General features: G+C 61.6%; 20 protein-coding genes. 8 read left to right on the top strand and 12 right to left on the bottom strand.

The window, feature by feature from the left end:
- The 11 genes from ABM562_RS13050 to ABM562_RS13000 all read right to left on the bottom strand — a co-directional run bounded on the left by ABM562_RS13050 (position 1) and on the right by ABM562_RS13000 (position 14,059).
- Complete coding sequence (locus ABM562_RS13050; RefSeq protein ID WP_460422259.1) at positions 1–1,230, bottom strand: multifunctional CCA addition/repair protein; 1,230 nt, start codon at positions 1,228–1,230, stop codon at positions 1–3.
- 55 nt (positions 1,231–1,285) lie between these two features.
- Positions 1,286–2,848, bottom strand: coding sequence for a SpoVR family protein (locus ABM562_RS13045; RefSeq protein ID WP_038998436.1), 1,563 nt, complete (start codon positions 2,846–2,848; stop codon positions 1,286–1,288).
- Positions 2,845–4,116, bottom strand: a complete 1,272-nt coding sequence (locus ABM562_RS13040) for a YeaH/YhbH family protein (RefSeq protein WP_460422257.1) — start codon at positions 4,114–4,116, stop codon at positions 2,845–2,847. Before ABM562_RS13040 ends, ABM562_RS13045 begins: the two co-directional genes overlap by 4 nt.
- Positions 4,117–4,251: 135 nt before the next feature.
- Positions 4,252–6,174 carry a PrkA family serine protein kinase gene (locus ABM562_RS13035; protein WP_028942155.1) on the bottom strand — a complete coding sequence of 641 codons (1,923 nt, stop codon included), beginning with the start codon at positions 6,172–6,174 and terminating at the stop codon, positions 4,252–4,254.
- A gap of 281 nt (positions 6,175–6,455) precedes the next feature.
- Positions 6,456–6,785 carry a thiosulfate sulfurtransferase GlpE gene (gene glpE / locus ABM562_RS13030; RefSeq protein WP_460422255.1) on the bottom strand — a complete coding sequence of 110 codons (330 nt, stop codon included), beginning with the start codon at positions 6,783–6,785 and terminating at the stop codon, positions 6,456–6,458.
- Between the two features lie 14 nt (positions 6,786–6,799).
- A complete protein-coding gene (locus ABM562_RS13025) occupies positions 6,800–7,675 on the bottom strand; it encodes a symmetrical bis(5'-nucleosyl)-tetraphosphatase (protein ID WP_115085029.1) in 876 nt (291 codons plus the stop codon).
- The gene (gene apaG / locus ABM562_RS13020; protein WP_115085030.1) at positions 7,675–8,055 is read right to left on the bottom strand and encodes a Co2+/Mg2+ efflux protein ApaG; all 381 of its coding nucleotides are present in this window, start codon (positions 8,053–8,055) and stop codon (positions 7,675–7,677) included. The genes ABM562_RS13025 and apaG overlap by 1 nt, the downstream gene beginning before the upstream one ends.
- A gap of 104 nt (positions 8,056–8,159) precedes the next feature.
- Positions 8,160–8,966 carry a 16S rRNA (adenine(1518)-N(6)/adenine(1519)-N(6))-dimethyltransferase RsmA gene (rsmA, locus tag ABM562_RS13015; RefSeq protein ID WP_115085031.1) on the bottom strand — a complete coding sequence of 269 codons (807 nt, stop codon included), beginning with the start codon at positions 8,964–8,966 and terminating at the stop codon, positions 8,160–8,162.
- Positions 8,963–9,952 carry a 4-hydroxythreonine-4-phosphate dehydrogenase PdxA gene (gene pdxA, locus ABM562_RS13010; RefSeq protein ID WP_115085032.1) on the bottom strand — a complete coding sequence of 330 codons (990 nt, stop codon included), beginning with the start codon at positions 9,950–9,952 and terminating at the stop codon, positions 8,963–8,965. Before pdxA ends, rsmA begins: the two co-directional genes overlap by 4 nt.
- Positions 9,949–11,268 carry a peptidylprolyl isomerase gene (locus ABM562_RS13005; RefSeq protein ID WP_115085033.1) on the bottom strand — a complete coding sequence of 440 codons (1,320 nt, stop codon included), beginning with the start codon at positions 11,266–11,268 and terminating at the stop codon, positions 9,949–9,951. Before ABM562_RS13005 ends, pdxA begins: the two co-directional genes overlap by 4 nt.
- Entirely contained in the window at positions 11,249–14,059 is a 2,811-nt protein-coding gene (locus tag ABM562_RS13000) for an LPS-assembly protein LptD (protein WP_346617701.1), read from the bottom strand. The genes ABM562_RS13005 and ABM562_RS13000 overlap by 20 nt, the downstream gene beginning before the upstream one ends.
- A 130-nt stretch (positions 14,060–14,189) precedes the next feature.
- Here ABM562_RS13000 and ABM562_RS12995 point away from each other — a divergent pair, with 130 nt between their 5' ends.
- Genes ABM562_RS12995 through ABM562_RS12985 form a run of 3 tightly spaced genes read left to right on the top strand, consistent with a single transcriptional unit; the run spans position 14,190 to position 16,649 of the window.
- Positions 14,190–15,215 carry an aminoglycoside phosphotransferase family protein gene (locus ABM562_RS12995; RefSeq protein WP_115085035.1) on the top strand — a complete coding sequence of 342 codons (1,026 nt, stop codon included), beginning with the start codon at positions 14,190–14,192 and terminating at the stop codon, positions 15,213–15,215.
- Complete coding sequence (gene murU / locus ABM562_RS12990) at positions 15,212–15,883, top strand: N-acetylmuramate alpha-1-phosphate uridylyltransferase MurU (RefSeq protein WP_115085036.1); 672 nt, start codon at positions 15,212–15,214, stop codon at positions 15,881–15,883. Before ABM562_RS12995 ends, murU begins: the two co-directional genes overlap by 4 nt.
- Before the next feature lies 1 nt (position 15,884).
- Complete coding sequence (locus ABM562_RS12985) at positions 15,885–16,649, top strand: TerB family tellurite resistance protein (protein ID WP_115085037.1); 765 nt, start codon at positions 15,885–15,887, stop codon at positions 16,647–16,649.
- Here ABM562_RS12985 and ABM562_RS12980 read toward each other — a convergent pair.
- A complete protein-coding gene (locus ABM562_RS12980) occupies positions 16,646–17,650 on the bottom strand; it encodes an alpha/beta hydrolase family protein (protein ID WP_460422252.1) in 1,005 nt (334 codons plus the stop codon). The two genes, ABM562_RS12985 and ABM562_RS12980, sit on opposite strands and share 4 nt — an antisense overlap.
- A 94-nt stretch (positions 17,651–17,744) precedes the next feature.
- On the opposite strand from ABM562_RS12980, the gene ABM562_RS12975 reads away from it, so the two are divergent.
- The 5 genes from ABM562_RS12975 to ABM562_RS12955 all read left to right on the top strand — a co-directional run bounded on the left by ABM562_RS12975 (position 17,745) and on the right by ABM562_RS12955 (position 24,566).
- Entirely contained in the window at positions 17,745–20,135 is a 2,391-nt protein-coding gene (locus tag ABM562_RS12975) for a PAS domain-containing sensor histidine kinase (RefSeq protein ID WP_460422250.1), read from the top strand.
- A 9-nt stretch (positions 20,136–20,144) separates the two neighbouring features.
- On the top strand, positions 20,145–20,774 hold the full coding sequence (locus ABM562_RS12970) for a response regulator (protein WP_115085040.1): 630 nt from the start codon (positions 20,145–20,147) through the stop codon (positions 20,772–20,774).
- Between the two features lie 280 nt (positions 20,775–21,054).
- Entirely contained in the window at positions 21,055–22,179 is a 1,125-nt protein-coding gene (locus tag ABM562_RS12965; RefSeq protein ID WP_038998451.1) for an ABC transporter ATP-binding protein, read from the top strand.
- A gap of 40 nt (positions 22,180–22,219) precedes the next feature.
- Positions 22,220–23,254 carry an ABC transporter substrate-binding protein gene (locus ABM562_RS12960; RefSeq protein ID WP_010221457.1) on the top strand — a complete coding sequence of 345 codons (1,035 nt, stop codon included), beginning with the start codon at positions 22,220–22,222 and terminating at the stop codon, positions 23,252–23,254.
- Positions 23,255–23,318: 64 nt separating this feature from the next.
- Complete coding sequence (locus ABM562_RS12955; protein ID WP_036995062.1) at positions 23,319–24,566, top strand: ABC transporter permease; 1,248 nt, start codon at positions 23,319–23,321, stop codon at positions 24,564–24,566.
- The last annotated feature ends 8 nt before the right edge of the window (positions 24,567–24,574 follow it).

The raw sequence follows: 24,574 nt of genomic DNA, 5'->3' as shown, positions 1-24,574 counted from the left end.
TTACGGCTTGGCGCCGTCCTTGTACGCCTTCAACGCCTTCAGCCGCTCGCCCTTGAGCGCCTCGCCCAGCGCCTGCCCGGCCAGGCCCCTCTGCACCAGTGGCTGCACCTGCACCGCTCGCGCCGCCGCTGCCGCGCCGCGCAGATAGTCCGCCTGTGGATATTCACGTTGCTCCAGCCCTTTGCGGCCCCGGGCGTCCATCTCGCACGCAGCGATGAATTCCTCGAATCGCTGTGGCCGACGGTACACATCGAAGCTTTGCAGCAATTCCAGCAAGGTCGAGGCCCGCAGCTCCAGCGCCCGATGACAGTGTGTGTGGTACTCACCCACCAGCAAAGCCAGCTCCTGGCACTCGCGGGGGGCCTTGAAGCGCTGGTTCACCGCCTTGATCAATTTCAGCCCGCGTTGCTCGTGAGCGATGTGTCGCGGCCATTCCTCTTCAGGGGTAAGGCCCTTGCCCAGGTCATGCAGCAAACAGGCCCAGCGCACGCTCAGGGGCTGTTGGTGCAGGGCGGCTTGTTCGAGCACCGAGAGGGTGTGGATACCGCTGTCGATTTCCGGGTGATGAGCCTCAGGCTGCGGCACACCGAACAGCGCATTGAGTTCAGGCATCAGCTGCTTGAGGGCGCCGCAATCGCGCAGCACCTGGATGAACACCCGGGGTTGATCTTCCATCAGTGCCCGGGCGATTTCCTTCCAGCTGCGCTCGGCGGTCAGGGCCTGCAGCTCGCCTGATTCGCTGAGTTCGCGCATCAGCTCAATGGTTTCCGGGGCCACGGTAAACCCCAAGCCGGCATACCGCGCAGCAAAGCGGGCAACGCGCAGCACGCGCAATGGATCTTCGGCGAACGCCGGGGATACATGACGCAAGATGCGGGCTTCTAGATCCCTTTTGCCGTTATACGGATCGCAGACATTGCCCTGGTCATCTTCGGCCATGGCATTGATGGTCAGGTCGCGACGGATCAGGTCTTCTTCAAGGGTGACCTCGGGGCTGGCGTGAAAAGTGAAGCCGCCATAGCCGCGCCCGCTCTTGCGCTCGGTGCGCGCCAGGGCGTATTCCTCGCCGCTTTTGGGGTGCAGGAACACCGGGAAATCCGCCCCTACCGGGCGATAACCCAAGTTTTGCATTTGTTCCGCCGTGGCGCCGACCACGACCCAGTCGATATCACTGACCGGCCTGCCGAGCAGGCGGTCGCGTACGGCGCCGCCGACTTTGTAGATCTGCATGTAGAACCTCCGTTGATGCCACAGGATAACCTGTCTGGCAGCAACGGAGGGCGTGCTAGAGGTGCACTACAGCCAGGTCCAGGCGACCATAGTCCGCTTCGCCGTGCTCGCCTCTGGGCGGCACGTGGTGGGTTTTCATCACCTGGTCGCCCTGCAGGGTTTCCAGGTGGATATCAAAGCCCCAGAGGCGGTGCAGGTGCTTGAGAACTTCTTCGGTGGAGTCGCCCAGGGGTTTGCGGTCGTGTTGTTGGTGACGCAGGGTCAGGGAGCGGTCGCCACGGCGGTCGATGCTCCAGATCTGCACGTTGGGTTCGCGGTTGCCGAGGTTGTACTGGGCGGCCAGGGTCTCGCGGATGATCCGGTAGCCACTTTCGTCATGGATGGCTGGCACCAACAGGTCCTCGCGCTGGTCGTCATCGAGGATGCTGAACAGCTTGAGGTCGCGGATCACCGTGGGTGACAGGTACTGGAGAATGAAGCTTTCATCCTTGAAGCTGCTCATGGCGAACTTGATGGTCGACAGCCAGTCGCTGCCGGCGATGTCGGGGAACCAGCGGCGGTCCTCTTCGGTAGGGTGTTCGCACATGCGGCGGATGTCGCGGTACATGGCGAAACCCAGGGCGTAGGGGTTGATGCCACTGTAGTAGGGGCTGTCGAAGCCGGGCTGGAACACCACGCTGGTGTGTGACTGCAGGAACTCCATCATGAAGCCTTCGGTGACCAGGCCTTCATCGTACAGGTCGTTCATCAGGGTGTAGTGCCAGAAGGTCGCCCAGCCTTCGTTCATCACCTGAGTCTGGCGCTGCGGGTAGAAGTACTGGGCGATCTTGCGCACGATGCGCACGATTTCACGCTGCCAGGGCTCGAGCAATGGCGCGTGTTTCTCGATGAAGTAGAGGATGTTCTCCTGGGGTTCGGCCGGGAAGCGTGCGTTGTCGCGATCGCTATTCTTGTCGGCGCCCTTGGGAATAGTGCGCCACAGGTCGTTGATCTGTTTCTGCAGGTGTTCTTCGCGCTCCTTCTGCCGGCGCCGCTCTTCTTCGGCAGAGATAGGGTAGGGCCGCTTGTAGCGGTCAACGCCGTAGTTCATCAGGGCGTGGCAGGAGTCGAGCAGGTCTTCCACGGCATCGATGCCGTGGCGCTCTTCACACTGGGTGATGTACTGCTTGGCGAACACCAGGTAATCGATGATCGAACTGGCGTCGGTCCAGGTACGGAACAGGTAGTTGCCCTTGAAGAAGCTGTTGTGCCCGTAGCAGGCATGGGCGACCACCAGCGCCTGCATGCAGATGGTGTTTTCTTCCATCAGGTAGGCGATGCAGGGGTCGGAATTGATCACGATTTCGTAGGCCAGGCCCATCTGACCGCGGCTATAAGACTTTTCAGTGCTGAGGAAGTGCTTGCCGTAGGACCAGTGGTGATAGCCCAGGGGCATGCCGACGGAGGCGTAGGCGTCCATCATCTGCTCGGCGGTGATCACCTCGATCTGGTTGGGGTAGGTGTCCAGGGCATAGCGCTCGGCCAGGCGGCTAATTTCCCGGTCATAGGCCTGGATCAGTTCGAATGTCCATTCGGACCCGGTAGAAATGGGATGGCGCTTCTGCTCTCTAGCGGTCATGTCACTAACCTGCGCTGGAAGAGTTCACGGAAGACCGGATAGATATCGCCGGCCGACACCAGCTGCTGCTGGGCGAACGTATCGGCATAGGCTTCGCCGATACGCTCATACTCGTACCACAATGCCTGATGTTCGCGAGGGGTGATCTCAACGTAAGTGTAATACTGGACGAACGGCATGATCTGATTGGTGAGGATCTCGCGGCAGATCGGCGAATCGTCGTTCCAGTTGTCACCGTCCGAGGCCTGGGCCGCGTAGATGTTCCATTCATTGGCCGGGTAGCGTTCAGCCATGATCTCCTGCATCAGCTTCAGGGCGCTGGAGACGATGGTGCCGCCGGTTTCCCGGGAATAGAAAAACTCCTCTTCGTCCACTTCGCGGGCGCTGGTGTGGTGGCGGATGAACACCACTTCGATCTTGTCGTAGTTTCGCTTGAGAAACAGGTACAGGAGGATGAAGAAGCGCTTGGCAATGTCCTTGGTGGCCTGGGTCATGGAACCGGAAACGTCCATCAGGCAGAACATCACCGCCTTGGAGCTGGGGTTGGGTTGCTTGACCAGCAGGTTGTACTTGAGGTCGAAGGTGTCGAGGAACGGCACGCGATGGATGCGCGCACTCAGTCGCTCTATTTCTACTTCAATTTCCTGAATATCGCCGAAGTTGTCTGGTTCTTCTCGTTTGAGTCGCGCCAGTTCCTCCTGGGCTTCACGTAGCTTTGCCCGGCTGCTGCCGGACAGGGCGATGCGCCGGGCATGGGCCGAACGCAGGGTGCGGATAATGTTGATGCGCGACGGGTTGCCTTCGTTGCTGATACCGGCGCGCACGGTTTTGAAGGTGTCGGTGCCGGTCAGGTGCCGTTTGACCAGGTTGGGCAGTTCGAGGTCTTCGAACATGAACTCGAGAAATTCTTCCTGGGTGATCTGGAAGACGAACTCGTCCATGCCTTCGCCTGAGTTGCCGGCCTTGCCACGGCCACCGCCACCCCCGCCCCCTTGCGGACGGGCGATACGCTCGCCAGCAGTGAACTCCTTGTTGCCTGGGTGCACAACCGTTTGCTTGCCGCCACGGCCATGGTGCAACACCGGCTCGTCGATGTCGCGACCGGGAATGCTGATCTGCTCGCCATGCTCCATGTCGGTGATGGAGCGCCGGCTCACTGCCTCCTCGACGGCCTTCTTGATGTGGTCACGGTAACGCCGCAAAAAGCGCTGGCGGTTGACCGTGCTCTTGTTCTTGCCGTTCAGGCGTCGGTCGATCACATAGCTCATAGGCCCCTCCGGGAGTAGGCGGTAGCTGCAAGCTGTAAGCTTCAAGCTTCAAGTTGGATCACCGCTGTCCCCGCAAGCACGGCACGCATTCGACATACGTGCGCGGCTTGCAGCTGACAGCTTGCCGCTTGCCGCTTATTGCGATTTCCTGACCCGCAGGTACCATTCCGAGAGCAGCCGAACTTGCTTGTCTGTGTAGCCGCGTTCCACCATTCGGGTGACGAAGTCGTTGTGTTTCTGTTGATCCTCTTTGCTGGCCTTGGCGTTGAAGCTGATGACCGGCAACAGGTCTTCGGTGTTGGAGAACATTTTCTTCTCGATCACCACCCGCAGTTTTTCGTAGCTGAGCCAGGTCGGGTTCTTGCCGTTGTTGTTGGCCCGGGCGCGCAACACGAAGTTGACGATCTCGTTGCGGAAATCCTTCGGATTGCTGATGCCGGCCGGCTTCTCGATCTTCTCCAGCTCTTCGTTGAGGGCGATGCGGTTAAGGATCTCGCCAGTTTCCGGGTCGCGGTACTCCTGGTCCTGGATCCAGAAGTCGGCATACAGCACGTAGCGGTCGAAGATGTTCTGCCCGTATTCGCTGTAGGACTCCAGGTAAGCGGTCTGGATTTCCTTGCCGATGAACTCGATGTAGCGTGGTGCCAGGTATTCCTTCAGATAGCGCAGGTAGCGTTCACGCACTTCGGCGGGGAATTGTTCCTGTTCGATCTGCTGTTCCAGTACATACAGCAGGTGTACCGGGTTGGCGGCAATCTCATGGGGGTCGAAGTTGAACACCTTGGAGAGGATCTTGAAGGCAAAGCGGGTCGACAGGCCGTTCATGCCTTCGTCCACCCCGGCCGCGTCGCGGTACTCCTGGATCGACTTGGCCTTGGGATCGGTATCCTTGAGGTTTTCGCCGTCATACACGCGCATTTTTGAGTAAATGTTCGAGTTTTCCGGTTCTTTGAGCCGCGACAGCACGGTGAACTGCGCCAGCATCTTCAGGGTGTCGGGGGCGCAATGGGCTTTGGCCAGCGAGCTGTTGAACAGCAGCTTGTCGTAGATCTTGATTTCGTCGCTGACCCGCAGGCAGTACGGCACCTTGACGATGTAGATCCGGTCGATGAAGGCTTCGTTGTTCTTGTTGTTGCGGAAGCTGTGCCATTCCGATTCGTTGGAGTGGGCCAGCAGGATCCCGGAGTAGGGGATCGCACCGAGGCCTTCGGTGCTGTTGTAGTTGCCTTCCTGGGTGGCCGTCAGCAACGGGTGCAGGACCTTGATCGGCGCCTTGAACATCTCGACGAATTCCATCAGGCCCTGGTTGGCCCGGCACAATGCGCCCGAGTAGCTGTAGGCGTCGGCGTCGTTCTGTGGGTATTCCTCCAGTTTGCGGATATCGACCTTACCCACCAGAGCGGAAATATCCTGGTTGTTCTCGTCACCCGGTTCGGTCTTGGCCACGGCGATCTGGTTGAGGATCGACGGGTAGAGTTTGACTACCTTGAACTGGCTGATATCGCCCCCGAATTCGGCCAGTCGCTTGGTCGCCCAGGGCGACATGATGGTGTTCAGGTAGCGCCGCGGGATGCCGAAGTCTTCTTCGAGAATGGCGCCGTCTTCGGTAGCGTTGAACAGCCCCAAGGGCGACTCGAATACCGGCGAGCCCTTGATGGCATAGAAGGGCACCTTCTCCATCAGTTGTTTGAGCTTTTCGGCCAGGGAAGACTTGCCGCCACCTACCGGGCCGAGCAGATAGAGGATTTGTTTCTTCTCTTCCAGGCCCTGGGCGGCATGGCGGAAATAGGACACGATCTGGTCGATGCATTCTTCCATGCCATGGAAGTCTTCAAAGGCCGGATAGCGGCGGATCACCTTGTTGGAGAAGATGCGCGACAGCCTTGAGTTGTTCGAGGTGTCGACCAGTTCTGGCTCACCGATGGCCATCAACAGGCGTTCGGCCGCCGACGCGTAAGCGCTGCGATCGCTTTTGCAGAGCTCAAGGTACTCTTGCAGCGAAAGTTCTTCCTGACGGGTGGACTCGAAACGTTGTTGGAAGTGGCTAAAAATACTCATGACGTCACCTCGCTCGATACGTGGAGCCGACGCCGGATCAGTCAGCTGATGCTGGCATGCAATCGGCACTGCCAATTGCTGTATACCCCCCAGAACACCTAGAACTCGCTACCGATGACCCGCACGCCGGTGTACCGGCTCTCCCCTTTTTGGATGGCCTGGGCTTAAGGATAGTTCGTAATCGGGGAGGTCAAGGCCGCTTGTACATGAAGTTCGCCATGACCGTTCGTCTGGTCAGGCGCGAGCCCGCACAGGACGCGGGCTGCGGGAGGTGAAAAAAATTATTCGGCAGTGCCCTGGGCGGTTTCCGTCGGGTAGGTGCCACGCCACAGCTCGAAGCCGCCGTCGAGGCTGTAGACGTCGGAAAAGCCCTGGCTGATCAGATAAGCGGCAGCGCTCTGGCTGGAGTTGCCGTGATAGCAGACCACCACGGTTGGCGCATCGAGATCAGCGGCGCGAATAAAATCCGCTACCGAATGGTTGTCCAGATGGTGCGCGCCAGTGATGTGGCCGGCGGCAAAGGCTTGCGGGTCGCGAATATCGACCACGACCGCACCTTGCTCGCGCAGCGCCTGGGCCTGCTCGGGAGGGATGCGTTTGAATTCGCTCATGGGTACGGTTTCCTTCAGGACTGGTCGTTCATTCTAGCCGGTTGTGCGGACGCAGGCTGCGCGCGCGGGGTGCCTTGGTCGGAACATTCGCAGCGATGGAATGCGCCGGTATCGACGTTGTACAGGGTCATCGCGCCGCCCCAGACGCAGCCGGTGTCCAGGGCAATGACCCCGGGCTCCTTGCAGCGGCCTTCAAGCGCCGCCCAGTGGCCGAAGATGATCTTCACATGCCGAGAGCGACGGCCCTTGTGGGCGAACCAGGGCTTGTAGCCAGGCGGGGCGGTATCGGCGCCTTCCTTGCCCTTGAGGTCGAGTTTGCCTTCGCTGGTGCAAAAGCGCATGCGGGTGAAGTAATTGGTGATAACCCGCAAGCGGGTGACGCCGCTGAGGTCCTTGCTCCACTTGTTCGGCTCGTTGCCGTACATGCCGTCGAGGTAGGGCTTTAAACGGTTGTCGTCGCGCAGCACTTCCTCCACTTCGCCTGCCAGCTCCAGGGCCTTGCCCAGGGTCCACTGCGGCGGGATGCCGGCGTGCACCAGCACTGCGCCGCGCTGCTCGTCGTAGTGCAGCAGCTTTTGCCGGCGCAGCCAGTCGAGCAGTTCACCGGCATCCGGGGCATCGAGGATTTCGCGCAGGGTGTCGCTTTTTTTCAAGCGCTCGATGTTGTGCCAGGCGGCCAGCAGGTGCAGGTCATGGTTGCCCAGTACGCACACCAGCGATTCGCGGATGGAATAAAGGAAGCGCAGGGTTTCCAGTGACTCCGGGCCGCGGTTGACCAGGTCACCGACCAGCCACAGGCGATCGACCTTCGGGTTGAAGGCAACCCGCTCGAGCAGGCACTTGAGTGGCTGCAGGCAGCCTTGCAGATCGCCGACTGCGTATACCGCCATCAGTGCAGGGCTCCAGGGACGGCGAGGCGGAACGGCGCGATGATGGCGTCGAAGCGCTTGCCGTCTTCAGCGAACATCTGGTAGCTGCCCTGCATGGTGCCGACCGTGGTGCTGATCACCGCGCCGCTGCTGTAGGTGTGGCTTTCGCCAGGTTCGATCAGCGGTTGCTGGCCGATAACGCCCGCGCCCTTGACCTCTTCGACATGGCCATCACCGTTGGTGATCAACCAGTGCCGCGACATCAACTTGGCGGGCACAGTGCCGTTGTTCTTCACCGTGATGGTATAGGCGAAGGCGAAACGGTCGTTTTCGGGGTCGGATTGTTCTTTGAGAAAGCGGGTCACGACGCTGACGTCGATCTGGTAACGGGGATCAGACATGCAAGGGGCCTTGGCAACAGACGCGGATACGGCGATGGCGTCAGTCTAGGCTATCGGCGGGGTAGCCGGCCAGTCATGCGGGCATGACTGGCCATTGGCGCACGTTACGCGGCGCCTTGTTGCTCGGCCAGCTTGTCGGCCAGGCGCACGAAGGCGGCCAGGTCGAGTTGCTCCGGACGTAGGCTGCCATCGACGCCGGCAGCCTCGATGGCGTCGCTGCTGAGCAGGGCCTTGAGAGTGTTACGCAGGGTCTTGCGGCGCTGGTTGAAGGCTTCGCGGACAATGCGCTCTAGCAGGCGATGGTCCTTGGCCGGGAACGGCAGGGTTTCGTGCGGTACCAGACGCACGATCGCCGAATCGACCTTGGGCGGCGGATTGAACGCGCCCGGGCCGACGTTGAACAGGTGTTCGACCCGGCAGTGGTACTGCACCATGATCGACAGGCGGCCCCAGTCACCACCGCCAGGGCCTGCGGCCAGGCGCTCGACCACTTCTTTCTGCAGCATGAAGTGCATGTCGCGGATCAGCTCGGCGTTGGCCAGCAAGTGGAAGATCAGCGGCGTGGAGATGTTGTACGGCAGGTTGCCGACCACGCGCAGGCTGTTCGGCGCCGCACCCAGGCTGGTGAAGTCGAACTTCAGCGCATCGCCCTGGTGCAGGCGGAAGTTGTCGCGGTTAGCGAACTGCTGGTTGAGAATCGGTACCAGGTCTTTGTCCAGCTCGACCACGTCCAGCTGTGCGCCGCTCGCCAGCAGGCCGGAAGTCAGGGCGCCCTGACCCGGGCCGATTTCCAGCATGCGCTCGCCGGCCTTGGCGTGGATCGAGCGCAGGATGCGGTCGATGACGCCGGCGTCGTGCAGGAAGTTCTGGCCAAAGCGCTTGCGCGCCTTGTGTTGGTATTGCTCGGTCATTTTCGGGTCTCGGCCATCTGGTAGGCGGTTTCCAGGGCGACCTGCAGGCTGCCGGTGTCGATCTTGCCGCTGCCGGCCAGGTCCAGGGCAGTGCCATGGTCGACCGAGGTGCGGATGATCGGCAGGCCCAGGGTCACATTGACCGCCGCGCCGAAGCCTTTGTACTTGAGCACGGGCAGGCCCTGGTCGTGGTACATCGCCAGCACTGCGTCGCAGTGCTCCAGATATTTGGGGGTAAACAGGGTGTCGGCGGGCAACGGGCCGCGAAGGTCCATGCCCTCGCTGCGCAGGCGCGCCAATGTCGGTTCGATGGTGTCTATTTCTTCATGGCCCAGGTGGCCACCTTCGCCGGCGTGCGGATTGAGGCCGCAAACCAGGATGCGCGGGTTGGCAATGCCGAACTTGTGTTGCAGGTCGGCATGCAGGATCCGCGTGACACGCTCCAGGCGTTCGCTGGTGATGGCGTCGGCAACGTCACGCAGGGGCAGGTGAGTCGTCACCAGGGCCACGCGCAGGCCGCGGGTTGCCAGCATCATCACCACTTGCGCGGTGCTGGTCAGGTCGGCGAGGAATTCGGTATGCCCAGAGAAGGCGATGCCGCTTTCGTTGATCACGCCCTTGTGCACGGGGGCGGTGATCATCCCGGCGAAATGCCCGTCCAGGCAGCCTTGCCCGGCGCGGGTCAGGGTTTCCAGCACGAACCCGGCGTTGGCCTTGTCCAGCTGGCCTGCTACCACCGGGTTTTGCAGCGGCGTATCCCAGACATACAGGCTGCCCGCGGGCGCGGGCTGGTCGGGGAGGGCGTCGAGGCTCACCGGCAACAGGCTGACGGCCACGCCCAGCTGCGCGGCCCGCTCGGCGAGCAGGTCACGGCTGGTAATGGCAATCAGGGGGTGTGGCTGGGCTTGCGTGGCGAGCAGCAGGCACAGGTCAGGACCTATGCCGGCCGGCTCGCCGGGTGTGAGGGCGAAGCGCTGAGGTTTCACTGCGCGGCCTGATCGGCGCCAGGAAGCTTGATTTCGACGTAGGCTTCGTCACGGATCTGACGCAGCCAGGTCTGCAGCTCTTCATCGTACTTGCGATTACGCAGCACGTTCATGGCTTGTTGCTCGCGGGCTTGCTCGGTGCTGTCGGTGGCACGCCGGCCCAGCACTTCAAGGACGTGCCAGCCGTACTGGGTCTTGAACGGCTTGGTCACCTGGCCCTGTTGGGCGTTGGCCATTTCTTCGCGGAACTCCGGCACCAGGGCGCTTGGATCGATCCAGTTGAGATCGCCGCCATTGAGTGCCGAGCCAGGGTCTTCGGAGAAGCTCTTGGCCAGCGTGGCGAAGTCCTCACCGTTCTGGATACGGTCATAGAGCCGTTGGGCCAGCTCCTGGGTCGCCGCTTCGCTGCGGATCTCGCTCGGCTTGATCAGGATGTGACGGACATGCACTTCGTCACGCATGGTGGCTCCGCCGCCGCCACGTTTTTCCTGCATCTTGATGATGATGAAACCGGTAGGGATACGGAGCGGCTGAGTGACGTCGCCGACGTCCAGGCTGCTGAGCAACTTGGCGAAGTCAGGCGGTAGCTGACCGGCTTTACGCCAGCCCATTTCACCGCCTTCCAGGGCGTTTTCGCTGGCGGAGCTGGCGATTGCCATCTGGCCGAAGTCGGCGCCGCTCTTCAGGCGCGTGTACACCTCGCCGGCCTTCTGGGCCGCCGCCTGGATCTGCGCCGAGTTGGCGCTTTCCGGCGTCGGGATCAGGATGTTGGCCAGTCGCCATTCTTCCGACAGTTGCATCTGGCCCTGCTCCGAAGCGAGGAAGTTCTTCACTTCCTGCTCCGAGACCTGAATGCGCTCGGCAACCCGGCGCTGACGTACGCGGCTGATGATCATCTCGCGACGAACCTGCTCGCGGGCATCTTCGTACGACAGGCCATCATGAGCCAGGGCAGCGCGGAACTGCTCCAGGTTCATGCCATTGCGCTGGGCAATGGTGCCGATGGCCTGGTTCAGCTCTTCGTCAGTGATGCGGATGCCCGAGCGATCGCCGATCTGCAATTGCAGGTTTTCGACGATCAGGCGTTCGAGCACCTGCTGGTCCAGCACGCCGGCGGGCGGCACGGAGCCACCACGCTTGGCGATGGTCTGCTGGACTTCACGCACGCGGCTGTCCAGCTGGCTTTTCATCACCACGTCGTTGTCGACGATGGCCACAACGCTGTCCAGGGGTTGCACGGCGGCGTGCGCCGTGCCGGTCAGCAATACCGCGCCCAGCAACAGCGGGCGCAGACAATCAGTAAGCTTGGTCTTCACGAGTACGATAACCTTGAATGCCCTGGTCGAGGAAAGACTCGACCTTGTTGCCCACTACGCCGCCGAGGCCTTTCAGCACAATCTGCAGGAAGACGCCGTGGTCGCCTTTTTCGTTTTGCGGAGTTGCCTGGCTGAAATCGTCGTAATCGATCCAGTAACGGTTGATCAGACGCAGCTTCCAGCAGCAGTTGTCATACTCGAAACCACCGAAGGCTTCCAGCGTGCGGTTGCGGTTGTAGTCATGCTGCCAGCGAGCAATCGCGGTCCACTGTGGAACGATCGGCCACATGACCGAGAAGTCATGTTGCTGGATCTTGTAGTAGTCCTTCACATAGTTATCGTCGCCCGGCTGACCATAGTCCCCGCCACCCACTTGCCAGCGGCCGGTGGTGCTGTTGTAGGTGACCATGTCGTTGCGGTAGCGGTAACCGAGGTTGACCACCTTGTTGACGTTGTCTTCAGGCTGGTAGTGGAACATTGCGCTGCCCGAGCGGGTGCTGCGGCTATCCGGATCCCAGTTGAAGTCGGAATTGAAGCGCCAGTCGCGGTTGAAGCGGTATTCGTATTCGAGAGCGTACGGGGACACATCTGAATGTGCGTCTTTGCGATCTTCGAAAGAGATACCCGGCAACTGGACCTTGCGGTCTTTGAAGTACAGCGCCTGACCGATGCTGAAGCGCTGGCGCTCGAAACCGTTTTCTTCAATCCAGCGATTGGTTACGCCCAGCGACAGTTTGTTCTCGTCGCCGATGCGATCGGAGCCGGAGAAACGGTTATCCCGGAACAACGAGCTGTAGTTGAACGTGTTTTCGCTGGTGTCAAAGATCGGGATGTCTCGCTGATCTTTGTAAGGGACATACAGGTAGTACAGGCGAGGCTCAAGGGTTTGGCGATAGTTCTTACCGAACCATTGAGTGTTGCGGTCGAAATACAGGCCACTATCCACGCTGAATATTGGAACGTCCCGATCCTGCGAACTGCTGAACTTGCCAAAGTCTGCAGGCGCCGCTGCAGCTTGCAGCTTGCCCTGGCTGTCCAGGTCGAGATCGTAATGGGTATACGCGTACTTGAGCGATGGTGTCAGGAAACCGTAGGTTGCAGTGAGCGGCAGGCTGATTTTCGGCGCTGCGTTCAGGCGGGTTCCGTTTGCACGAGCCAGGCCGAACACGTTCTGGTCAATCCGGCCACCGTCATCACGCACGCTGGTATCTGGAGTCCCATCCTTGTTGAATACGGTGCCACTCTTGAGATCACGATCGAAACGAACAGCTTCAGTTTCATAGCTGAAGTCCAGGCCGCCCGGGTGATAAGGGAGCATTCCGTTAAAGCTGACCTGAGGCAGCATATCGTACGGAGTGATCTGGGAAATAGTCGCCAGCTCGTACGCTTGCATGTTCAGTCTTGCGGTATAACCATCGCCGCGGTAGGTCAACGCGCCCTGCTGGTTGATGAAGTCACGACTTTCAACACCAATCTGATCCGACTCCAGGTCCTGGAAGTAGAACGGATCGCTGATGTCGGTGTAGTCGACTTCAGTCATCAGGCGCTCATCGAGGCCGCCCTTGTGCTGCCAGTTGATCATCCAGCGCTGGTCTTTGTAATCCGTCTGCAGCTTGCGCTCGTCTTCCTTGTCGTTCAGGTACGCACCACCAAACTGCCCTTCGCTGGACTTGGTCAGGTAGCGGAACTCGCCTTCCATCAACATGCCGCGCTTGGCCATGTAGCGTGGATACAAGGTGGCGTCGTAGTTTGGCGCCAGGTTGAAGTAGTACGGCGTGACCAGCATGAAGCCGGTGTCGCTGCTGGTGCTGAACGACGGCGGCAGGAAGCCGGACTGGCGACGATCGTCAATCGGGAAGTAGATGTAAGGTGTGTAGAACACCGGTACATCCTTGACCCGCAGGGTAACGTTGGTCGCGGTACCGAAGCCGGTGGCCGGGTTCAGGGTAATGTTGTTGCCCTTGAGCTGCCAGGCATTGCTGTTCGGCTCACAGGTGGTGTAAGTACCGTCCTTGAGGCGGATGATGGCGTTTTCGGCACGCTTGGCGTACAGCGCGCTACCGCGGATACGTGACTTGTGCATCACGTATTCGGCGTTGTCGACCTTGGCTTCACCGGTGTCCAGCTGGATGTCGGCGTGATCGCCCACGACCAGCGAGCCGTTGTCGCGAATCTTCACGTTGCCGCTCAGCTCGCCACGGTTCTCGGCCTGGTACAGGTTGGCTTCGTCGGCCTCGACCTGCATGCTGCCCTGGCGCATGACCACGTCACCGGCGAGGGTGGCGATCTGCTGCTCCTGCTGGTAGCGCGAGACCTTGGCGCCGATAAAGGTCGGCGATTCGTCTTTGGGTGTGGTGTCGTCCATGCCCGGACGCGTCGGTTCGATGTAGGCACCGGCGCAATAAGGCCCGGTTTCGGCGAGCTGGGCCGGGGTCAGCTGGTCGCGCGGCACCCAGTCCAGGTGGCTGGCGTCGGGGCTGCGGGACTTCAGCACGCGGCCTTTGGCTTCGGTGACCAGCACCGGGCCTTGACCCTGCTCCTGGGCAACCTCGCCGGTACCGGCTGGCGTTTCACCGGACGAGGGGGCAGCGGCACCGACATGCACCGGGCGTGGCGGCAGTGCGGCGGCTGGGGTTTTGGGCTTGCAGTCCCAGCCTCCGGCAGCAGACACTTGGCAGTCGAACTGCTCTGCGGCAACCACGTATGGGGTGGCCAGAGGTTGCATCGCCAGCAAACCGCCGGTGACCAGCAACGGGAATTTTTTACGAAACGCGGGGGATTTCAATGCCATCTTATTAGTCCGGGCTTCCTGCGTGCCATCTGCCCGCGTGTGGGGCCGCACGCCTCTCGATGGTCTGAAAAAGATGCTGGATAATAAAGCATGACCCGCTTGACGGCTAGGGCCGTCGGAGACCCTTGTAATGCCCGATCACGATGTACGCTTGCAACACCTGAATGTCTGGCTCGCCGAGCAGCTGGCAAACCTGTTCCATAAACAGGGCTGGGGCACGGTTCCCGCGGGTAGCCTGACCGCCGCCAGCAGCGATGCGAGCTTTCGCCGCTACTTCCGCTGGCAGGCCGAAGGCCACAGCTTTATTGTCATGGATGCGCCACCGCCGCAGGAAAACTGCCGGCCGTTCGTTGATATTGCTCATTTGCTGGCCACTGCCAAGGTCAATGTGCCGGTTATTCATGCCGAGGACCTTGAGCGCGGCTTCCTGCTGCTCAGCGACCTGGGCACCCAGACCTACCTCGATGTGATCAACGCCGAGAATGCCGATGGCCTGTTCAACGACGCCATCGAAGCGCTGCTGGCCTTCCAGCAGTTGCCGATGGACGCGCCGTTGCCAAGCTACGACGTGGCGTTGCTGCGTCGCGAGCTTGAGCTGTTCCCCGAGTGGTACGTGGGCCGTGAGCTGGGCCTTGGCTTTAACGACGCGCAACTGGCCGCCTGGCAGCGTATCAGCAGCCTGCTGATCGACAGCGCGCTGGCCCAGCCGAAAGTGCTGGTGCACCGCGACTTCATGCCGCGCAACCTGATGCACAGCGAGCCGAACCCCGGCGTGCTGGACTTTCAGGATGCGGTATACGGACCGACCACCTATGACATCACCTGCCTGTTCAAGGATGCTTTCCTGAGCTGGCCGCAGGCACGCGTGCAGGGCTGGCTGAAGGATTACTGGCAGCGCGCCCAGGCCAAAGGCATCCCGGTGCAGGCCGATTTCGAAGACTTCCACCGTGCCAGCGACCTGATGGGCGTACAGCGCCACCTCAAGGTCATCGGTATTTTCGCTCGTATCTGCCACCGCGACGGCAAGCCGCGCTACCTGGCCGATGTGCCGCGCTTCTTTGCCTATATAGATGATGTGATCGCCCGTCGCCCGGAACTGGCCGAGCTGGACGAGTTGATCGAGAGCCTTCAGGCCGCTGCCGGAGTGCGTCCATGAAAGCGATGATTCTCGCCGCGGGCAAGGGCGAGCGGATGCGCCCGCTGACCCTGCACACGCCAAAACCGCTGGTGCCGGTGGCCGACATGCCGCTGATCGAGTATCACCTGCGTGCCCTGGCGGCGGCCGGCTTCAAGGACGTGGTGATCAACCACGCCTGGCTTGGGCAGCAGATCGAAGATCACTTGGGCGATGGTTCACGCTGGGGCCTGAGTATCAGTTACTCGCCGGAAGGCGAGCCGCTGGAAACCGGCGGTGGCATCTTCAAGGCCCTGCCGTTGCTGGGCGATGAGCCATTTGTGCTGGTCAACGGCGATATCTGGACCGAATACGACTTTGCCCGCCTGCCCAAAAACCTGAACGGGCTGGCCCACCTGGTGCTGGTGGATAACCCTGACCATCATGGCAAGGGCGATTTTTGCCTGGATCAGAGCCAGGTCCGTGACGGTAATGCCGATGTCGACACGCTGACCTACAGCGGCATTGCCGTGCTGGCCCCGCAACTGTTCGCCGACTGCCAGGCGGGTGCTTTCAAGCTGGCGCCGCTGCTGCGTCAGGCGATGGCGGCCGGGCAAGTCAGTGGCGAGCATTTCAGTGGGCACTGGGTGGATGTCGGCACCCTGGAACGTCTGGCTGAAGTCGAGCAACTGCTCGCCGAGCGCCGCTGACATGTTGTGGCCGAGCACAGTGATAGGTGCCGGGGCAGGCTTTGCCATCGCCAGTATTCCAGGGGCTTTGCTGGGGGCGTTGCTGGGTCAGGCGATGGACCGCCGTTTGCAGTTGCACAGTTGGGCGCATGTGCGCGAACGCCTGGGAGGGCGGCCGGTGTTGCGCGACGACGAAGTACTGTTCGTGCTGCTCGGGCGCCTGGCCAAGAGCGACGGGCGCGTGGTCGATGGCCATATCCAGCAGGCGCGGGTGGAGATGCAGCGGCTGGAGATGAACGAGCCGGCCAGGCGCCGCGCCATTGCTGCCTTCAATCGCGGCAAGCGCGGCAAAGAGCGCCTGGGTGCGCACTTGCGGCGTCTGAAGCAACAGCCTCATGCCGCCGAAGGCATGTTGCGTGCTTGCTGGCGCATGGTCTGGGCCGATGGCCAGGCCGGCCGGCACGAGCGTGAGCTGTTACTGGCGTGGGGCCAGGCCCTGGGCTGGTCGTCGGCCAAGGTCCAGGCCCTGGCGCTGGACTACGAACCGCAGAAGGCGGCGCTGGCCGACGGTATCCTGGGCTATCCGCAGGCCTTGCGGATGCTCGGGGTCAGTGCAGAAACCGACGCCGGGCAGATCAAGCAAGCCTATCGGCGGCTGCTCAGCCGCCACCATCCGGACAAGCTGGTGGGCAATGGCGCCAGCCCTTTGCAGATTCGCGAGGCAACCGAACGTACCCGCGAGCTGCATCAGGCCTACGCCGTCATTCGCAAGCGCCGCGGCTTCTAGTCGAGCTTTTCCGGGCTCAGCCAGCCACGGATGCGGCGGAACAGTTGTTCCTGTTCCGCTGCGCTGTTGCCCGGCACGGCGGTCAGGCTGACCTGGCGGTAGTTGGCGTCCTTCAAGCGTTTACTGGCTTGCAGGCGCTGTTCGGCCGCGCGCTTGGCCTGAGGCAGGGTGGCATAGAAAAAGTCTGCAGTCGGCACTTTCAACGTCGGCGCCAGGCTGTCCAGGCCGTGTTCGGCCTGAGTCGGCGTCTGTGCGGCGACCATCACCAGCTTCTGTACCTGCGCCGGTTGCCGCTCGCTCAGGTAGCGGGCTGCCCAATAAGCACCGCTGCCGTTGCCGAGCAGGACGATACTGCGAGCATTTTGCTGCTGGGCGTAGGCAACGGCGGCATCGAGGCGATTGAAGATACGTTCGGCATCGGCCTTGTCATTCTCGACCGGCGCCTTTGCCTGCTCGACGCTTTCGCTGTTGTCGTTTTCGGCGGCCGTGGCCTGTTCGATACTGGCATTGGCATTGGCCGGGGTGTCCTTGACCGGCGCGCTTTCGCCTTGCTCGGCCTTTTGCGCCGGCGCCGGCGCTGCTTCGATGCGCGCTTGCGGGCTGTTGGTCAGCAGGTCTGGCAGGGCCAGGCTCAGGCTGTGCCAACCGGCATCGGGAAACTTGCGCCGCAACGGGCCGACAGTCTTTGGCCAATCGGCATTTTCGCCGGCACCGGCGAGAATAATCAGGGCGCCTTCGGGGTCGGCGGTGTTGGCTGGCTTCCACAGGGCCAGGAAGTTGTCGCTGCCGGCCTGCAGGGTTTGCTGTTCAGCCTGAGGAACCTGGCGCTCCAGGGCCAGGGCATCTTCCTGGCTGCGTTCGGCCAGCGGTTGGCGTTCGACAGCGGCAGGTTTGCTGTCGGCGGCAGCTTCTGGCGTTTCGCCAGCTGCCGCTTGTGCGGTACAAGGTAGTATCAGTGACAGGCATAACGCCGGCAGCGTCGTGCGATAAAGTGCGAACATGGATCGATCCAGGCCAGATTAATACCGGCAGCCTAATAGTATTTGCTCGGGACGGCCATGCTCGGTGGCCGTCCTACCCTTGATGAGAGTGCAGATGAAACTTTTGCGCTGCCTGTTGCTTATCGGCTGTTTTTGTCTGCCCTTGATCACGGGGGCAGCTTCGGCTGCCGCGCCTGCGCAGGTTGTGCTGGAGCCTGCCCAGCAACAGTGGCTTGAGCAGCATCGCAGCCTGCGGGTCGGGCTGGTGCTGCAAGCACCCTTTGCCCAGTTCGATCGGCGTTTGCAGCAGCTCTACGGGGTTAACGTCGAGCTGATGAACTGGCTCGGCCGCTCGCTGGGGCTGGACCTCACCTGGCGCAACTTTCCTGACCAGGCGGCACTGGAGCATGCGCTGCTGGCCGGTGAAGTCGATCTTGCCCCGGGTCTGACCCAGACACCGGCCAGCTTGCGTCTGTGGTTGTTCAGCGACCCTTACATGCGGGTACCGCAACTGATCGTCGGGCCGCGTACCGGCGCAGTGGCGGTGGATCTGGAGAAACTGGCCAGTACCGATCGGGTCGCCGTGCGCATGCCCAGCACCGTTGCCGACTATCTGCGTGCCACCTATACGAACCTGAATTTGCAAGGGGTGCCTCAAGAGCGCCAGGCCTTGCAGTTGGTGCTCAGCGAGCAAGCAAGATTTGCCGTGGTGGATGAGGCGCAATTGAGCCGCCTGTCACGGGAAAGCGAGTTCAGCGAACTGGTGGTGGTCGGTGATATCGGCCTGCCGCAATTGTTACGGGTGGGCTCGCGGCGGGACTGGCCCGAGCTTGCCGGGATTGTTGAACGCGGCCTGCAGGCTGTTCCGGCCAAGGACCTGGAACAACTGCACCAGCGCTGGCTGGAGCCAAAATACCCGCGCCTGAGCGAATCCCCGGGATTCTGGCAGAACCTCGGCCTGCTGCTGGCGGCACTGCTGCTCAGTTGTGTGGCCATCGTCATCTGGCAGCGTCGGCAACTGCATCAGCTCGAACACAGCCTGCTGGCCACCCGCGACACCCTGGCCCAGCGTCAGGCCCGCGAAGAAGCCCTGCGCCTGAGTCAGTTCTCCATCGACCAGAGCACCGTGGGTATTCTCTGGGTCAACTGGGACAGCCATGTACGCTACGCCAACCGGGCCGCTGAAAGCATGCTTGGTTACGCTTCGGGGGCTCTGATCGATCGGCCGCTGATCGATTTCGAGCCGACCCTGCACATGGACCGCTGGCTCGACCTGTGGAAGCGCGCCCGAACCAGCGATGAAGCCCCTCAGCACTTTGAAACCCGGTGCCTGCGCGCCGATGGCAGCCTGTTGCCGGTGGATGTGTCGCTGAGCTTCCTGCGTTTTCGCGATGCCGAGTACCTGGTGGTGTTTCTCGCCGACGTCACCGAGCGCCGACGGGCATTGGCGGCATTGCGCGAGAGCGAGGCGCGGCTCAAGGGCATCGCCGGTAACGTGCCGGGCCTGGTGTTTCGCCTCGAACGCAACCCGGCCGAAGGCGAGCTGGAATTCCCCTATATCAGTGAAGGCAGCGAAGCCCTGGTGGGCTATCCGCCTGCGGCGTTGCAACACCCGGACATGGGCCTGCGCAACCTCGTGCACCCGGACGATCGCGCCGAGTATCACCGGGTCCAGGACCTGGCCCTGGCCACTGACAGCGATTGGTCCTGGCAGGGGCGGATCCTGACCCGCCAGGGCGAACAGCGCTGGGCCGATATCAAGGCCAGCACCCGGACGTTGGTGGATGGCCGGGTGGTCTGGGACGGGGTGGTCTGGGATATCAGCCAGAGCAAGCGCGTCGAGCTCGAACTGGCCCGCTCCCAGGAACAGCTGCGTGAACTGTCGGCGCACCTGGAAAGCGTTCGTGAGGAAGAAAAAGCCCGTATAGCGCGGGAAGTGCACGATGAACTGGGGCAGATGCTCACAGTACTGAAGCTGGAAACCTCCATGTGCGAACTGGCCTACGCCGAGCTGGATCCCGGCCTCAACGAGCGCCTGGGCAGCATGAAACGCCTGATCGCCCAGCTGTTCCAGCTGGTGCGCGATGTGGCCACCGCCCTGCGTCCGCCGATCCTCGATGCCGGCATCGCTTCGGCCATTGAGTGGCAGGCCCGGCGCTTCGAAGCGCGCACGCAGATCCCTTGCCTGGTGCAAGTGCTGGAAAACCCGCCACCCTTGAGTGATGCCAAGGCCATTGGCCTGTTCCGCATCCTGCAAGAGGCGCTGACCAATGTCATGCGCCATGCCCAGGCGCATACTGTGCAGATCAGTTTGAGCCTCGACGGCCAGACCCTGCGGCTGACGGTGATCGACGATGGCGCAGGATTTGTCCTGGAACAAAGTAGGCCAAGCTCATTTGGCCTGGTCGGCATGCGTGAGCGGGTGCTGATGCTGGGCGGCCGCATGACCCTGGAAAGCGAACCGGGCGAGGGCACCAGCCTGAGCGTTGCCATCCCTCTGGATTAGGAGCATTGCGTGATTCGAGTACTGGTTGCCGAAGACCACACCATTGTCCGTGAAGGCATCAAGCAGTTGATTGGCCTGGCCAAGGACATGCAGGTAGCGGGGGAGGCCGGCAATGGCGAGCAACTGCTGGAAACCCTGCGCCATACCGCGTGCGAGGTGGTCCTGCTGGATATTTCCATGCCTGGGGTCAACGGCCTGGAGGCGATTCCACGGATTCGCGCCTTGAACAACCCGCCGGCGATCCTGGTGTTGTCGATGCACGACGAAGCGCAGATGGCGGCGCGGGCGCTGAAGGTCGGCGCTGCCGGTTACGCTACCAAGGACAGCGATCCGGCCTTGTTGCTGACCGCCATTCGTCGGGTGGCCGGTGGCGGGCGTTATATCGACCCGGACCTGGCCGATCGCATGGTCTTCGAGGTCGGCCTGACCGATGCACGGCCGTTGCATTCGTTGCTGTCGGAGCGCGAGTTTTCGGTGTTCGAGCGTCTGGCCCAGGGCGCCAACGTCAACGACATTGCCCAGCAACTGGCCCTGAGCAACAAGACCATCAGCACCCACAAGGCGCGGCTGATGCAGAAGCTCAACGTGAACTCGCTGGCGGAATTGGTGAAGTATGCGATGGAGCACAAACTGTTGTGAGTGTTCCAGAAGCGACATCGTGCTTACCTTCATCGCTGGCAAGCCAGCTCCCACAGAAAACCAACAGGCATGGCTCTTGTGGGAGCTGGCTTGCCAGCGATAGCGATGGTTGTGGCGATGAAGTTTTCAGCTCTTATCCAAAAACGCCACCCTTGTAGGGAAATCCCTACCCCAAGCCTTCCATCGCGCTGATATCAATCTCTCTCCACCCCCGATTTGCGCCGCTTGCCGCCTTCACTAGGCTTTGGATACAGCAGTCATCCAATAAAAAGGTGCGGGTATGAGTGAGGTGAATTCGAGCGCTGCAACCGGCGAAGTGCTGGTCAGCTTCCGTGGTGTGCAGAAGAGCTACGACGGCGAGTCGCTGATCGTCAAAGACCTCAACCTGGATATCCGCAAGGGTGAGTTCCTCACCTTGCTCGGCCCGTCCGGTTCTGGCAAGACCACCAGCCTGATGATGCTGGCCGGCTTCGAAACGCCGACCGCAGGCGAGATTCAGCTGGCCGGCCGTTCGATCAACAACGTGCCGCCGCACAAGCGCGACATCGGCATGGTGTTCCAGAACTATGCGCTGTTCCCGCACATGACCGTGGCCGAGAACCTGGCTTTTCCCCTGAGCGTGCGCAACCTGAGTAAGACCGACATCAGCGAGCGGGTCAAACGTGTGCTCAACATGGTCCAGCTCGACGCCTTCGCCCAGCGTTACCCCGGCCAGCTTTCCGGTGGCCAGCAGCAGCGGGTGGCCTTGGCCCGCGCGCTGGTGTTCGAGCCGCAACTGGTACTGATGGACGAACCGCTGGGGGCCCTCGACAAGCAGTTGCGCGAACACATGCAGATGGAGATCAAGCACCTGCACCAGCGCTTGGGCGTCACCGTGGTCTACGTCACCCACGACCAGGGCGAAGCGCTGACCATGTCCGACCGCGTCGCGGTGTTCCACCAGGGCGAGATCCAGCAGATCGCCGACCCGCGCACCCTCTATGAAGAGCCGAAGAACACCTTCGTTGCCAACTTCATCGGCGAAAACAACCGCATCAATGGTCGTCTGCTCAGCCACGACGGCGAGCGCTGCCAGGTGCTGCTGCCGCGCGGCGAAAAGGTCGAGGCACTGGCGGTCAATGTCGGTCAGGCCGGCGAACCGGTAACCCTGTCGATCCGCCCCGAGCGCGTGCGCCTCAATGGCCACAGCGAAAGCTGCGTCAACCGTTTCTCCGGGCGGGTAGCCGAATTCATCTACCTGGGCGACCACGTGCGGGTTCGCCTGGAAGTCTGCGGCAAGGCCGATTTCTTCGTGAAGCAGCCGATTGCCGAACTCGACCCGGCCCTGGCCGTGGGCGATGTGGTACCGCTTGGCTGGCAGGTGGAGCACGCCCGCGCGCTCGATCCTTTGCTGGAAGCCAATTGAAGGTTTGCTTCACCAACCCTGTACTGTGGAGAGAATAATAATGCGCAAACACTTGAAGTTGACCGCCCTGACCCTGGGCCTGTTCGCGGCAACCCAGGCCATGGCGGCGGCCGACCTGACCGTGATTTCCTTCGGCGGCGCCAACAAGGCGGCCCAGGTCAAGGCGTTCTACGAGCCATGGGAAAAGGCGGGCAACGGCAAGATCGTCGCTGGCGAGTACAACGGTGAAATGGCCAAGGTCAAAGCCATGGTCGACACCAAGAGCGTGTCGTGGAACCTGGTGGAGGTCGAATCGCCAGAGCTTGCCCGTGGTTGCGACGAAGGCATGTTCGAGGAGCTTGATCCTGCACTTTTCGGTAACGAATCCGACTACGTTCCCGGCGCTATCCAGCCTTGCGGTGTTGGCTTCTTCGTCTGGTCCACGGTCATGGCCTACAACGCCGACAAGCTGAAGACTGCGCCGACCAGTTGGGCGGATTTCTGGGACACCAAGCAGTTCCCGGGTAAGCGCGGCCTGCGCAAAGGCGCCAAGTACACCCTCGAATTCGCCCTGATGGCCGACGGTGTTGCGCCCAAGGACGTTTACAAGGTACTCGCCACCAAGGAAGGCCAGGACCGTGCCTTCAAGAAACTCGACGAACTCAAGCCGAGCATCCAGTGGTGGGAAGCCGGTGCGCAACCACCGCAATACCTGGCCTCGGGTGACGTGGTCATGAGCTCGGCCTACAACGGCCGCATTGCCGCCGTGCAAAAAGAGAGCAACCTGAAAGTCGTCTGGAACGGCGGTATCTACGACTTCGACGCCTGGGCCATCCCGAAAGGCGCCAAAGATGTCGAGCAGGCTAAGAAGTTCATCGCCTATTCGGTCCAGCCTGATCAGCAGAAGACCTACTCGCAAAATATCGCCTACGGCCCGGCCAACTCCAAGGCTGTTGCGCTGCTGTCCGACGAGATCAAGAAAGACATGCCGACCACCCCGGAAAACATCGCCAACCAGGTTCAGATCGACGTGGCGTTCTGGGCGGACAACAGCGAGCAACTCGAGCAACGCTTCAACGCCTGGGCTGCCAAGTAAGGGCCGCTGATGGGGCGTCGGCTTGCCGCCGGCGCTCCTTGTTCTCAAGATTTCGGAGTTCGCTATGGCCATCGCAGTGCCCCTGAATGAAGGCGCCGGTTCCAACCTCAAGCAGCGCCTCAAGCGTGCCGAGCGGGTCAACCGCTGGAAGGCGCAAGCGCTGATCGCGCCACTGGCGCTGTTTCTGCTGTTGGTGTTCCTCGTGCCGATTGCCGCGCTGTTGTACAAGAGCGTGGGTAACCCGGAAGTGGTGGGCGGCTTGCCGCAGACCGTGACCGCCGTGGCCGAGTGGGATGGCAAGGGCCTGCCAGGGGAGGCGGTGTACAAGGCGCTGAGCGAAGACCTTGCCCAGGCGCGCAAGAACCAGACCCTGGGCGATACCTCCAAGCGCCTGAACATGGAGCTGGCCGGCTATCGCAGCCTGCTGGCCAAGACCGCCCGGGCGCTGCCGTTCAAGACCGAGCCGGCTTCCTATAAAGAAGCCCTGCAGGAACTGGACGAGCGCTGGGGCGATCCGGCCTACTGGCAGGCGATTCGCCGTAACACCAGTAGCGTTACCCCGTTTTACCTGCTGGCGGCCCTCGACCATCGTATCGATGATCTCGGCGAGCTGGCCAAGGCCACCCCGGACCAGGCCATCTACCTGGATATCTTCACCCGTACCCTGTGGATGGGCTTCGTCATCACCGCTATCTGCCTGGTGCTGGCTTATCCCCTGGCCTACCTGCTGGCCAACCTGCCGACCCGGCAGAGCAACCTGCTGATGATTCTGGTGCTGCTGCCGTTCTGGACTTCGATCCTGGTTCGGGTTGCGGCCTGGATCGTGCTGCTGCAATCGGGCGGGCTGATCAACAGCGCGCTGATGGCCATGGGTATCATCGACAAGCCGCTGGAACTGGTGTTCAACCGCACCGGGGTGTACATCTCCATGGTGCATATCCTGCTGCCGTTCATGATCCTGCCGATCTACAGCGTGATGAAGGGCATATCGCCGACCTACATGCGTGCGGCGATTTCCCTCGGCTGTCATCCGTTCGCCAGCTTCTGGCGGGTGTACTTCCCGCAAACCTACGCTGGTGTAGGCGCGGGCTGTCTGTTGGTGTTCATCCTTGCCATCGGCTACTACATCACCCCGGCGCTGCTTGGCAGCCCCAACGATCAGATGGTCAGCTACTTCGTGGCCTTCTACACCAACACCAGCATCAACTGGGGCATGGCGACCGCGCTGGGCGGCTTGCTGTTGCTGGCCACCGTGCTGCTTTACCTGATCTATAGCTGGCTGGTCGGCGCCAGCCGCCTGCGCCTGAGCTGAGGAGCGTT

The sequence above is a fragment of the Pseudomonas sp. ZL2 genome (genome assembly GCF_054788455.1).
Note: the sequence above shows the minus strand (reverse complement) of the source record. Positions and strands in the feature narration are given on the sequence as shown.